The organism is Xanthomonas dyei, assembly GCF_002939865.1.
Lineage (GTDB): Bacteria > Pseudomonadota > Gammaproteobacteria > Xanthomonadales > Xanthomonadaceae > Xanthomonas > Xanthomonas dyei.
In genome coordinates this window covers 19,810-32,694 of record NZ_MDEE01000046.1, presented here as the reverse complement: position 1 = coordinate 32,694, position 12,885 = coordinate 19,810, and the positions used below count along the sequence as shown (strand labels likewise).

Below are 12,885 nucleotides of genomic sequence, written 5' to 3'. Positions count from 1 at the left end.
GCTAGCCAGCGGCCGGCACCTACCGATGAACACGCCCGAAGGAAACTGATCAAAGGTCGCGGATTGAGGTCCTGACCAACACAGTTGCTACACGGACGTACTTGCGGCGTGTCCTGCGATGGTGAGCGGGCAAGGGCCCTGCAGCCAAATCGCAGCCGCAATGCCTTGCTCTCGGCAACGCAACTGTTCGCCGGAACTAAAAGCAGCTAACAAAACGTGGCGAGCAGTTGCAAAGCAAATATGGCCGACGCGCTCAGAACCGGAGTGCAGGAGTGGGAGATGAGTTCCGAGCGCCGGCCAGCACGCCCGCCTGGCAACTGCACAATTGTTATCAGTTGATCTAAGAGCCAAAGCGATGCACAAAAAGGCACCGCTTCGTGAATCATCAGTCGTTGCCGATACAGCGAAGGCGATCAAGTCGCTGGCGGATACAACGGCGCCAGCACCTCAGGTTCTGCAGCGCTTGCGTGCCGCCAGCGTGGTCCCTTGGCAAAGGCCTCGCGCAATGCCGCCCGCGCGCCCGCCACATCGCCATCGCCGCCCCAGCGCGCGCGCTGCATGCGTGCCACCGCAGCGCGTTGGGCAGGATCTGCCAGCGCCGCCAGCACGCTGTCGATATCGGCCACGCCAGCCATGCCGCACAGCACGGTAGCCACATCGTCCATGCCACCGCTATCCAGCGCGCGGCGCAACTCGGCCACGCCGTGCGTCACGCGCCGGCCAGGCACGGGCGCATCGCCGCCGTTGGCACCGGGAGCACTGTGCAGGCCACCGCGCTTACGCAACAACGCCCACACCAGCGTAACGACCCATAGCAACGCAAAACCCACCGACGCAGCGATCCAGCCCCATGGCCGTTGCGCGGGCGGTGGTGGCTGCAAACTCAGCGTGCCAGCCGTGGGCGCAGGGGCTGCAGCAGTGCTCGACGGGCTTGCGGCGGGTGCAGGCGCAGGCGCCGCGAAAGCGCCACTCCCCGCGGCCACATCCAAGGTCAGATCCGGCACCGAGGCCGTCTTTGCCGCGCCCGCACCGACGTCCCACCACGCCACCTGCAGACCGGGCACGACCAACGGGCCGGCGCGGTTGGGCACGATCGAATAGCGACGGGTCAGCCGCAGCTGCGGCGAGCCATCCACAAAACGTTCTTCGTATTGCGGCGGCTCAGCGAACACCTGCGCATCGGGCACGCTCGGCGTGGGCAACTCGGGGAACTGTGCCTGGGTGGCGCCACGCGCGCTGGCTTCCACCACGAACTGCGTCGCTTCTCCGGCGGTTGCGCGTTGCGGGGTGGCCGTATAACGCAACTGCAGGCTACGCAGCGGCAGCCACGGCTGCGGCGCAGTGGCCGGCTGCGCACGCACCTGCAGCGGAATGCTGGCGCTGCGCGCACTCAGTTCGCCATTGCCGCGACCGAAATAATCGTCGAAGAAACCGCCCACCGAGCGTCCATTGAAGTGCGCCGACGGCAACAGCAAGCGGCCGCTGCGCTCGGGCACCAGCAGATAGCGCCGCTCCACCACGTTGTACTGGCGTCCGTTGACCAGCTTGACCGAACTGACGTCATCGCCGATGCGTTGCAGCGATGCGCCATCGGGCGCTTCCAGATCCAGCTCGCCGGAGGCCAGCTGATTGGCGAAGTACAACCGCACCACCACGCCCACACTTTGCTGCACGTAGGGCTGCGGGTCGTCCACCTGCGTCTGGACGAAGACCTCTTCATTGCCCTGCGCCTCGCTTGGCACGCTGGCAGCGGCGCTGCCGTTACCGTTGCCACCACCACTGCGATTTCCAGTGCTATTGCTTGCCGGATCGTTCGCCGAGGCCACCACCTGCAGCCGCAGCGGCTCGGTACGTTCGTTGCCGACCCGGATCGCGGGCACGATCAGCTCGCCGCTCCTGCGCGGCGTCAACACCACGCCGAATAACGCCCGCACTGTGACCGACCCATTGGTGACCTGCATCTGCTGATTGGCGCTCTTGGCGCCCAGCGCAAAATCGTTGCGCAACGGCGTGTAATCCGGATCGACGCCGCGTTGGTCGGTTTCGATATTCAACATGACAACATCGCCGGCATTGGCGCTGTCGCGGTCCAGCCAGGCGCGTGTGACCGCACCCACTGGCGTGCAAACGAGCAGCATCATGCTCGCCAGCATGCCGATCGCGCCGCGGCGCAAGTGGTGTGTGCCGATCATTGTCCGTCCCGTTGTCTGCGTTCGTATTCCAGCCTGAATTTGGTGCGCAACAGGCTGCCCGGATCGTCCGGCACCCGCCGTAACCACGCATCCACCGCCTGGCGTTGCTCGCGCTGCTCCGGCGTCTCATTTGCCATCGCGTCCTCCGGCTTGCCCTTCGCCTCGGCGCCCTTGTCGCCGGCCTGCGCCATGGCTTGCTGCATCTTGCGACGCTGCGCCTCGTCGGCCTGCTGCTGCGCCTTTGCATCGGCCGATTGCGGTGGCGTGTCTTGCTTGCTTTGCTCGCCCTTGCCGCCCTTGGACGGTTGCTGCTGCGACTTGCCGTCCTGCGGTGTCTGCGCGTCGGACGGTGGATCCTTGCCGTCCTGCTTGGCTTGCTCGCCTGGGGTGTTCTGCCCGTCCTTGCCGGCGTTTTTAGCGTTTTGCTGATCTTGCCCGGACGCATCCTGACCGGGCGTGTTCTTGCCCGAGGGGTTCTGCTGCTTGGACTGGCCTTTGCCATCCTTGTCGTTCTGCTGCCGCTTGCGCGCCGCATCGACCGCCGCGCGATTGGCGATCGCATCGGCCTGCTTGGGATGCTGCTTGAGCGCACGATCGTAGGCCGCAATCGCCTCGTCGTACTGGCCTTGTCGCGCCAGCGCATTGCCCAGGTTGTACAGTCCCTCGTCGGTCGGCACGCCTTCGAATGCCTTTTGCGCAGCGGCAAAGTCGCCCTTGCGGTACGCCTGCACGCCGGCATCCAGGCGCTGCTGCTGCACTTGATCGGCGCGCTGCCACAAGGTGCCGTCGGCCGCCTGTGCAGGCTGCGCCAGTGGCAACACGCATATCAGCGCGACCATTGCCACCACCGCGCGGCGTCGGAACGCCAACAGCGCAAACAGCATGACCGGCAGCACCAGCCAGTAGCCTTCGTCGAGCCAGGTCTTGCCGCCGTTGGCTTCTGAGGTTTCATCGGCCAGCGGCTGTTGCGCGGGATCGAGCACCCTCAACGCTTGCAGATCGGCGTCGTCCGGCGCGATGCGCGCGTAGCGCCCACCGCCCTGCCCGGCCAGATCGCGCAGGCTTGCTTCGTCCAGTTTTGCCTGCGCGATCTCGCCGCTGGCGGTGCGGTAGGCGGCGCCACGCGGGCTGCCTACGCCGAGTGCGGAAACATGGAACCCACCTGCGCGTGCGGTGCGTGCAGCGCTTTCCGCCGAGCCGTCGGCACTGTCGCTGAGCAGCAGGATATCGCCCTGTTTGAAGCCGGCCTGCTGCAACAGCCGGGCGGCCGCATCGATGGCCCTGTCGGCACGTTTGCCGTCCACCGGCATCACCGACGGCGACAGCGCATCCAGAAACAGCGCTACGTTGGCCGCGTCTTCGGTCAATGGCGCAACGGTAAAGCTCTCGCCGGCGTACGCCAGCAAGGCAACCTCGCCGCCGGCGCGCTTGCGCAGCAGCGTGGCCAGTTTGGCGCGGGCCTGCAGCAGGCGCGATGGCGGCAGATCGGTCGCATTGCTACTGGACGACAGATCCAGCACCACCACTAATGGCATGCTCGATTGAAACACCGGGCGCTCGACCTGCCGCCAGCTCGGCCCGCTCATCGCCGCCACCGCAAGCGCATAGGTCAGCGCGGCCAGCACGAAGCCCCACCAGCCCCGGCGGCCACCGGCAACCAGCAAGGCCGGCAACAGATGCGCGTCCACGCTGTGACGCCACGCATTGGCGCTGCGTCGACGCAGGTGCCACAGCAACGCGGCCGGCACGATCAGCAACAGCGCCCACAGCCAATCCGGGCGCAGCAGATGCAGTGCGGCCAGTGCTTCAGACAGCGCGTTCATCGCCATCTCCGCGGCAGCACATAGGCGAGCAAGGCAACCAGCATGGCAGCGCCCATTGGCCAGTAATAGCGCTCCACGCGCGGCTGCAGCGATGGGCCGAGCGCCTTGACCGGCTCCAGCCGATCCAGCTCGGCATAGATGCCGGCCAGCTCTTCGGTATCGCGGGCGCGGAAGAAGCGCCCGCCGGTCTGCTCGGCAATCTTGCGCAAGCCCGCTTCATCGATATCGTCGTTGCCGCCGGCCGGAATCGGCACACCGAACAACGAATAACCGCCGCTGCCGCCGAAAGCGATGGTGTGTACACGCACGCCCTCTGCCTTGGCCAATTCGGCCGCTTTCAGCGGATTGAGCACACCGGCGGTATTGACGCCATCGGTGAGCAACACCACCACGCGCTGGCCCTGCTTTTGCTCGCGCAGCCGTTTGACCGACAACGCGATCGCATCGCCGATGGCGGTCTCGCGCCCGGCCAGCCCCACCACGCTGTCGGCCAGCTGGTCGCGCACCGAGGTCAGGTCGGCGGTGAGCGGGGTCAGCGCATAGGCACGCTGGCCGAACACCAGCAGGCCGACGCGGTCGCCGTCGCGCCGATCCAGAAAGTCCGACAACACGGCCTTGGCGGCGGTGAGGCGGTCGACCACATTGCCGCCGAGCACCATGTCCGGCTCGCTCATGCTGCCGGACAGATCCACCGCCAGCATCATCTGCCGCGCCTCCCGCGGCGGCTGGATCACCTCACCCAATTGCTGCGGACGCGCCAGCGCGGCGCACAACAGAAACCAGCCCAGCCACGCCAGCCAGCGCGGCATGCGCAAGGCCGGCACGCGGCGTGCCTGAGCAACTGCATGCAATTGATCGGCATACGGCACACGCAGCGCGGCCGTGTCGGCACGGCGCTGCGGCCAGAACCACATCAGCAGCGGCAGCGGCATCAACCACCACGCCCATGGCCAGGCGCAATGCGCCAACGCGTCCTGCCAGTGCGACCACTGCAGCCAGTTCATCGCTGGCCCCGCATCAACCACACGAAACGTTGCCGCGCCAAGGCCTGCACGGCATCCAGATCGGTCACCGCCGGTGCGCGTTGAAACCCACCTTCGAGCAAGGCCCGTCCCGGCCCCTGCGAAAACGCTTGCGTCTTACTTTTGCGCCCATCCAGAAACTGCAGCCAGGCCTCGCCCTGCAAGCGGTCGGCCTGCGCATCCACCGTGCGCGCCGCGCGGCGCAACAGCATCGACAAGGTCGCCAGGCGCTGCGCGGGCGTTGTCGCACGCTGCAACTCGGCATCGAAGGCAGCCAACCAGCCGCGCTGCTGCCGACGACGGCGCCACCACCAGAACCACGCACCCGCCAGCATCAGCACGACCACAGCGATCACCAGCCACCACCCCGGCGCCAGCGGCCACCACGACGGCGACGGCGGCAGATGGACATCGCGCAGCGGAAGCGATTGCGGTGCCATCTTCATGCGCCCCGCATCAGCGTGCCGCCGCTCAACCACGCATCGCTGGCATCGTCGGTGGATAGGCGATGCAAGCGCACACCGCGCGATTGCAACAGCGTAGCCAGCTGTTGCAGGGGCGCGACGAACTCGGCCTGCCAACGCGCACGCGCGGCCTGGCTTCCGAGGTCCACCGCAATGCGCTCGCCTCGCACATCGAAGCTCAGCGCCCGCGCGGGCGGCGACAGTTCCAGGGGATCGACCAGCACGATCACCACCACCTCGTGATGCAACGCCAGACCGGACCAGCGCGTCGCAGAAATCTTGCTGGCACTTCGCGCATCGGCCAGCACCGTCAGGCGCGCACCGGGACGCAGCAGCCGCGCGGCATGGTCCAACGCAACCTCCAGCCCGGCATCGCCAGAGGGCGGTTGCGCGTACCAGCGCGCCAATGCATCCAGCACCGGCAGCACACCGCGTTGGCCCGAACGCGGTGCAATCGGCGCTTCGCTGGCAGTACCGCGCAACGCGGCAATCCGGTCGCCCTGCCGCTGCGCCAGCCATGCTGCCACCGCGCCGGCGCGCGCCGCCTGCACCGACTTGTAGCGCACCCGCGTCCCGAAAAAGAGCGCAGGCGAGGTATCGGCAACGATCAGACTCAAGCGTTCGCGCTCGGCCTGAAACAATTTGGTATGCGCACGCCCGGTCCGTGCGGTGACGCGCCAATCGATATGCCGCGCATCGTCGCCGGCGACATATTCGCGCGACTCGGCGTACTCCATGCCACGCCCGCGGGTGGCGGCCGGCACTGGCCCCAGCAGCCCGTGTCGGCCACTCCCCGGCTGCCCGCGATGCAACGCGGTGCCGCGCAATGCGATCAACTCGGCAAGGCTCGGGCGCAGGCCATCGCCGGTAACGGACGAGGCAGGATTGGCGGGGGAGGAAGACGGCATCGAAGACATCGGAGTCGGGCGAGAGGGCGGCATCCCTCGGCAACCCGCTGCCCGATCAGGGCAGCGGAATCTTGTCCAGCAACGCAGCAACCAGGCGTTCGCCATCCCAGCCTTCCGCCGTGGCCTCGTAACTGGGCAATACGCGGTGGCGCAGCACATCCGGCGCGATGGCGCGAATGTCGTCCGGGGTCACGTAGTCGCGCCCGGCCAGCCACGCACGCGCACGCGCGCAGCGCTCCAGCGCAATCGAGCCGCGCGGGCTCGCGCCCCAGGCAATCCGTCGTGCCAATGCAGGGTCGTAGCGTTGCGGATCGCGCGAGGCCAGCACGATTTCAATGAGATAGCGCTCGAGCTGCGGCGCCAGATGCACATCCAGCACCACACGTCGTGCAGCGAAGACGTCTTCGAGCGGAATCTTGTCCGGCACGGTCTCGTGCTTTTCCAACGTGTCGCGCGCCGCTTCGCGTGCCAGACGCAGGATTTCCGCCTCCGCATCGGCCTGCGGATAACCGATGCGCACATGCATCAGGAACCGATCCAGCTGCGCCTCGGGCAACGGGAACGTGCCTTCCTGCTCGATCGGGTTCTGCGTCGCCATCACCAAAAACAGCTGCGGCAGCGCATAGGTATGACGACCGACAGTGACCTGCCGCTCGCCCATCGCTTCCAGCAACGCCGACTGCACCTTGGCGGGCGCACGGTTGATCTCGTCGGCCAGCAGGATGGGATGGAAGATCGGCCCTGGCATGAACTCGAAACGGCTGTCCTGCGGACGCCAGATTTCGGTACCGGTCAGATCGGAGGGCAGCAGGTCCGGAGTGAACTGCACCCGCGCGAAGTCGGCTTCCAGTCGCGCGGCCAGCGCACGGATCGCGGTGGTTTTGGCCAGCCCGGGCGCGCCCTCGACCAGTAAATGGCCATCGGCCAGCAAAGCGATCAGCAGCCGCTCGACCAGCGCCGACTGACCGACGATGCGCTGCGCCAACGACTCGCGCAGGGAGGTGAATTGACGATGCAGCCGGTCCTCAGCGGGCGCGGCAGCGGCTTCGGGGGGGAGTAGCGGCGGTGCGTTCATAGACCCAGTGTGACCGATTCGAACGCGATTGGTTCACTTGCCGATGGCGATAGGTTCAGTGAGTGATGAGGGTCATGCTCCTACCCAAGCCATAGCGAGCGTGACCATTTACCGGTGAACAGCGCAGGGCAAACGTGAGAAGCAGAGATCTGGACAGATGATCAGACGAGCATGAGACCACGCATACATCGCGCTCGGATGCGCGCTTGGCAGCGTTCAAGCAGTCTCTAAAAAAGTAGACCCTGAAAAAGAAGAAGGCCGCTTTCGCGGCCTTCTTCATGCGTTGCATTCAGCGCGCTGCGCTTGCCACTCGCAATACCTTTGGGGTGACAAAGACCAACAACTCGGCCTTTTCCTTGCTGCGCCCACGCTTCTTGAACAGATTGCCCAGGAATGGGATATCGCCCAGAAACGGCACCTTCGACACGCTTTCACGATCCGTGAATTCGTAGACACCACCGATCACTACCGTCTCGCCATCACCCACCAATACTGCCGTATTGACTTCCCGACGGTTAATTTCCGGCACTGTACCGTACTGCGGCAGGTCGATAAATCGCGCAACCTCATCCTTTTTGACATTCATATTGAGGAAAACGCGATTGTCGTTCGTAATCGTCGGCGTGACCTTCAGTTCGAGCAGGACTTCCTTGAACTGCACATTGGCCTGGGATCCAGCACCTGCACCGGCCCCGCTAATGGTTACATAACCAATTTCTCGACCCTGCTTGATCACGCCTTCGCGCTGGTTTGCAGTTACGATACGGGGATTGGAGACGACTTCGCCACGCCCTTCCTCCTGCATTGCTGACAGCTCGATATCCAGATTAAAGTTCGAACCCAACAACGTGTAGGCCAATCCAGCCGCATTGCTATTGGTGAACCCACCAGCACCCAGATCAATATTTAAGCCCGAAGGGAACAAAAATGCTGGCAACGTACTACTGGTACCGGGGGTTGTGGGCGTCCGAGTGTTATTAATCTCATTATTTCGCTGAGCCAGCGTATTCCGGTAATTATTCGTACTTTCAAGCGAGCCACTTAGAATTCCACGCCCAGTTGCACCTGAAATTCCGAATCTCGCACCTAGATCCCGCGCAAACGTATCTGTCGCGATCACGATCCGGCTTTCAATCAGCACCTGATCAACAGGCCGATCGATATGGGAGATCAACTCGCGCATCTGCGCGACCTTCTTCGGAATATCGCTAATCATCAGAGTATTAGTGCGTTCATCGGCCACCAAACGGCCGCGTGGCGAGAGGAAACCGTTGTCCTGCTGACCTGCACCGCCTTGTCCGCCCTGACCGCCGCCACCACCGCCACCGCCACCAATCCCCTTAGCCTCGGTCAGCGCTTTAAAGATCACCGCAGCATTGTGGTAATTGATCTGCACGTAGTCGGTGATCAAATCCTCGCGGTTTTCGATCGCGATGCGAGCGTCTTCCTTGTCCTGCTCGAACTTGGCCAGCTCCGGCTGTGGGGCGACCCACACCACACCACCGTCGCGGCGCTTGTCCAGACCCTTTGCGCGCAGCACGATGTCCAGCGCCTGATCCCACGGCACGTTCATCAAGCGCAGCGTGACATTGCCCTGCACGGTGTCGGAGGCGACGATGTTGAGGTTGGATTCCTCGGCGATCAGCTGCAGCACGGTGCGCACCGGCACGTCCTGGAAGTTGAACGTCACCGGGCGACCGCTGTAGCCGCGCGCTGCAATCTGCGCAGCAGCCTGGGTCACCGCTGCCGAGCTCACGCCGCCGACGGCCGGCTGGCCCTTGCGCGGGGTGATCTCGACCACGTACTCGTTACCGGTCTGATAGGCCAGCGAGTCGAACGCGCCCTTGGTCGACAGCACCAGTTGCGAGCCCGAGCCAGACGGCTTGACCTCCACCCGCTGCACCGGCGTTGCGAAGTCGGTGACGTTGAGGGGGCGCTGCAGTTCCGGCGGCAACTTGGCGTTGCTGATATCTACCAGCACGCTGTCGCCCTGGGTGCGCAGGTCCGGGCTGGCGCCCTGGCCGTCGAACTTCAGGATCAGACGGCCAGCGCCATCTTCGCCGCGTTTGAAATCGATCTTGGACACCGTCAGGCTCGCCGGAGCGGCCTTGGCCGGGTCCTGCGTAGGCTGGGTCAGCGCGGCGGCGGCGAAGGAGCTGCCACTGGCCAGCGCCAGCGCGAACCCCAACGCGCAAGCCTGGAGCATCGCGTGGCGTCGAACCGGACGCAGCCGCTGTGCATTGGAAAACGTCATCGTGCTATCCCCTATCACTTTATTGATCATCCAATGCGAGTGCGGCCGGCCGTTCAAGCCATCCACCCGCACCGTCCGGCACAAGTTCAATCAGCTCGATGCGGTCTTCGTAGACCCCGGTTACCCGGCCATCGCTCTGTCCCAGATACACACCCGGCCGCACCCGGTACGTCACCTTGTCCGGTGCCATCACCAGCGCGATCAGACCCGAGCCGCCTCCAATGGTCCCCACCATGTCGAGGGCGTCGAGCGGGAAGGCTTCCAACGGTTCCTTGCGCCGGTTCGGGTCCGGACGCGTCCCGTTGCTGCCTTCCGCGCTGACCCAGGCATCGCTGAACGGGTCGCGCATCACTTGCGCCGAGTATTCGAAGGTCTCGAACTGCTGCATCACCGGCAGCGGCTCCAGCGGTGGCGCAGGACGCGCACGCACTTCGGCCACCCAGGCTTGCAGATTCGGCGCATCGCCGGGCGTACTGGTCACCCCACGCGTGCACGCCGGCAATACTGCAATTAGCGCCATGCAGGACAGGATCTTGAGCAATTTCATGGTCATTGGCCGCCCTTCTTCGCAGCGTCGGCCGCAGCCTTCTCCTGCTCGGCCATTTCCTCATCGTCCAGATAACGATAGGTCTTGACCGTACCGGACAGCTCCAGCGCACCGCGCGGCGTGATGCCGGCCTTGGCATCCCTGGGCTTGAGGTTGATGTCGTGCATGGTCAGGATCACCACGCGCGGCAGCGAGGCCACGCCGCTGACGAAGGCACCGAACTGGTGGTAACTGCCCACCATGCGCAGAGCGATCGGCTTCTCGGCGTAGAACTCCTTCGGCGATTCCGGACCAGGCTGGAATAACTCGTTCGACAAGCCGCTGGACAGCGCGGTCTGCGAAATATCGATGATCAGATCCGGCATTTCGGTCTTGCTGGGCAGCTGACGCAGCATCTGCTGCAGCACCTGTTCCATCTGCGCAAGCTGCTGCTTGAGCGGCTCCAGATTCACCGCCCGCCCCTGCTGGGTCTCGAACTCGGTGCGCAGCTGGGATTCGGTGCCTTCCAGTCCTTCCAGTTCGTCGCGCTTGCTGCTGATCAACAGGAACCAGGCCAACACCATAATGAACAGGCCGACTACCACACAGAACACGATGCGCGCCTGCTGCGGCCAACCACCGATGTTGTTGAAGTCCAGATCGCTGAGCTTGAATGATTTCTTACTCATGACGCCGCCCCCTCCTGCGGCCGATTGGCAGGCGCCGGCGCTGCCTGCGGTGCAGCTGCAGGTGCGCTCGGCGGCGTTGCTGGCGCAGGCGCCGCTGCCGGAGCAGCAGGCGTCGTACCGGCCGGCGTTGCACTTGGTGCGGCAGTACCCGGCGCAGCCGGATCCACCACCGCGGGCGCGGCGCCGTTCTTGTCAGTCTCGTTCGGGTTGGCCAGCTTGACCTTCAGCGTGAACACGTACGGCAACGCCTTGGTGTCCATCGACGAAGCCGCAGGCTGGCCGGCCGCCTTGTCCTGGCTCTTGGCTTCGATGATCGACAGGTCCGGATTGGTCATCCAACCCGAACCTTCCAGGTTGCGCATGTACGCACTGACGCGGGCATTGGACTGCGAGCGACCTTCCAGGGTCAGGATGTCGCCGTCCTGCTTGATGTTGGTCAGCGCCACGCCATCGGGAATGGTGCGGACCAGCGAATCGAACAGGTGCACCATCTGCGACCGGTTGGCCTGCAGTTCCTCGATCACCTTCTTGCGCGCAAGCAGGCGGTCCTTCTTCTTGTCGAGTTCCTTGATCTCTTCGTTCTGCGCCTTGACCTTGTCGATCTCGGCGGTCAGGAACGCATTGCGCTCGGTCTGGCCGCTGATCTGCGCGTCGTAGTAGAACCAGATCAGCGCCGACAACAACACGCCGCCGAGCGCGGCGAAGCCGAGCATGGAATAGAACTCACGCTCGCGCGCCTTCCGGCGCTCGGCGCGCCAGGGCAATAGATTGATTCTTGCCATCAGTCAAAGCTCCTCAGGGCCAGGCCGGTGGCAATCATCAATGCAGGCGCATCCAGCGCCAGCGCATGGGCCTGAACCTTCGGACCCAGCGTCATCTGCGCAAGCGGGTTGGCGACCACGGTGGTCACGCCCAGCTGCTCTTCCACCATCTCCGGCAGGCGCGACAGCGCGGCGCAACCGCCGGCCAGCACGATGCAGTCGACGCGATTGAACTCGCTGCCCGCATAGAAGAACTGCAGCAAACGGCTGATCTGCTGCACCGTCGCTTCCTTGAACGGCTCCAGCACTTCGACCTCGTAGCTCTCCGGCAGGCCGCCCTGACGCTTGGCCAGGCCGGCCTCTTCGTAGGTCAGGCCATAGCGGCGCATCACTTCGTCGGTGAGCTGCTTGCCGCCGAACACCTGTTCGCGGCTATACAGGCTACGGCCAGAGCGCAGCACGCTCAGCGTGGTCATGGTGGCGCCGATGTCGACCAGGGCGACCACCGCATCGGCAGCCACCGGCAGTTCGCTGGCGACCAGGGCAAAGGCGTTTTCGACCGCGAAGGCCTCCACGTCCATCACCTTGGCGGTCAGACCACCGAGTTCCAGCGCCGATTGGCGCAGCTCCACATTCTCCGAGCGCGAGGCGGCCAGCAGCACCTGGACCATGTCCGGGCTATTGGGCATCGGGCCGAGCACCTCGAAATCGAGATTCACTTCCTCGATCGGGTACGGAATGTAATTGGTGGCTTCCAGTTCGACCTGAGCTTCCAGATCGCTGTCGTCCAGATCGGCCGGCATCGGGATCAACTTGGTGATCACCGCCGAACCGGCCACGGCCGCAGCCGCGTTCTTGGCCTTGCTGCCGGAGCGATTGATGGCGCGGCGAATGGCTTCGCCCACCGCCTCCACTTCGACGATGTTCTTTTCCACCACCGCATTCGGCGGCAATGGTTCCACCGCGTAATGTTCCACGCGAAAACGGTTCCCGCTGCGCGACAGCTGCAAGAGCTTCACGGCAGTAGAACTGATGTCGACACCAATGAGTGGCGACTGACTCTTGGGTAAAAGCCCCACGGTAACTCCCCTGCCGACGGGCACTTGGACGCATGTCTGCGCCCTCGTATTAATAATCAAATTTTAACAGTTGACAAGCCCTTCACGCGCAA

The 12,885-nt window shown here is 64.6% G+C and carries 11 protein-coding genes; all 11 read right to left on the bottom strand.

Annotated features, from left to right (window positions below):
- Positions 1-413 precede the first annotated feature (413 nt).
- Complete coding sequence (locus tag XdyCFBP7245_RS20500) at positions 414-2,192, bottom strand: BatD family protein (protein ID WP_104617261.1); 1,779 nt, start codon at positions 2,190-2,192, stop codon at positions 414-416.
- A complete protein-coding gene (locus XdyCFBP7245_RS20495) occupies positions 2,189-4,015 on the bottom strand; it encodes a VWA domain-containing protein (protein WP_104617260.1) in 1,827 nt (608 codons plus the stop codon). The genes XdyCFBP7245_RS20500 and XdyCFBP7245_RS20495 overlap by 4 nt, the downstream gene beginning before the upstream one ends.
- The gene (locus XdyCFBP7245_RS20490; RefSeq protein WP_104617259.1) at positions 4,012-5,019 is read right to left on the bottom strand and encodes a vWA domain-containing protein; all 1,008 of its coding nucleotides are present in this window, start codon (positions 5,017-5,019) and stop codon (positions 4,012-4,014) included. The genes XdyCFBP7245_RS20495 and XdyCFBP7245_RS20490 overlap by 4 nt, the downstream gene beginning before the upstream one ends.
- Entirely contained in the window at positions 5,016-5,477 is a 462-nt protein-coding gene (locus XdyCFBP7245_RS20485) for a DUF4381 domain-containing protein (protein ID WP_104617258.1), read from the bottom strand. The genes XdyCFBP7245_RS20490 and XdyCFBP7245_RS20485 overlap by 4 nt, the downstream gene beginning before the upstream one ends.
- A 2-nt stretch (positions 5,478-5,479) precedes the next feature.
- A complete protein-coding gene (locus XdyCFBP7245_RS20480) occupies positions 5,480-6,442 on the bottom strand; it encodes a DUF58 domain-containing protein (RefSeq protein WP_104617257.1) in 963 nt (320 codons plus the stop codon).
- A gap of 22 nt (positions 6,443-6,464) precedes the next feature.
- Positions 6,465-7,484: an AAA family ATPase gene (locus XdyCFBP7245_RS20475; RefSeq protein ID WP_104617256.1), complete on the bottom strand. Its 1,020-nt coding sequence runs from the start codon at positions 7,482-7,484 to the stop codon at positions 6,465-6,467.
- A 289-nt stretch (positions 7,485-7,773) separates the two neighbouring features.
- Positions 7,774-9,738: a type IV pilus secretin PilQ gene (locus XdyCFBP7245_RS20470; RefSeq protein ID WP_104617255.1), complete on the bottom strand. Its 1,965-nt coding sequence runs from the start codon at positions 9,736-9,738 to the stop codon at positions 7,774-7,776.
- Between the two features lie 19 nt (positions 9,739-9,757).
- The gene (locus tag XdyCFBP7245_RS20465; protein WP_104617254.1) at positions 9,758-10,291 is read right to left on the bottom strand and encodes a pilus assembly protein PilP; all 534 of its coding nucleotides are present in this window, start codon (positions 10,289-10,291) and stop codon (positions 9,758-9,760) included.
- Positions 10,288-10,953 carry a type IV pilus inner membrane component PilO gene (locus XdyCFBP7245_RS20460; protein ID WP_104617253.1) on the bottom strand — a complete coding sequence of 222 codons (666 nt, stop codon included), beginning with the start codon at positions 10,951-10,953 and terminating at the stop codon, positions 10,288-10,290. Before XdyCFBP7245_RS20460 ends, XdyCFBP7245_RS20465 begins: the two co-directional genes overlap by 4 nt.
- Positions 10,950-11,735, bottom strand: a complete 786-nt coding sequence (locus tag XdyCFBP7245_RS20455; RefSeq protein ID WP_104617252.1) for a PilN domain-containing protein — start codon at positions 11,733-11,735, stop codon at positions 10,950-10,952. The genes XdyCFBP7245_RS20460 and XdyCFBP7245_RS20455 overlap by 4 nt, the downstream gene beginning before the upstream one ends.
- The gene (locus XdyCFBP7245_RS20450; protein ID WP_039423791.1) at positions 11,735-12,793 is read right to left on the bottom strand and encodes a pilus assembly protein PilM; all 1,059 of its coding nucleotides are present in this window, start codon (positions 12,791-12,793) and stop codon (positions 11,735-11,737) included. The genes XdyCFBP7245_RS20455 and XdyCFBP7245_RS20450 overlap by 1 nt, the downstream gene beginning before the upstream one ends.
- Positions 12,794-12,885 lie beyond the last annotated feature (92 nt).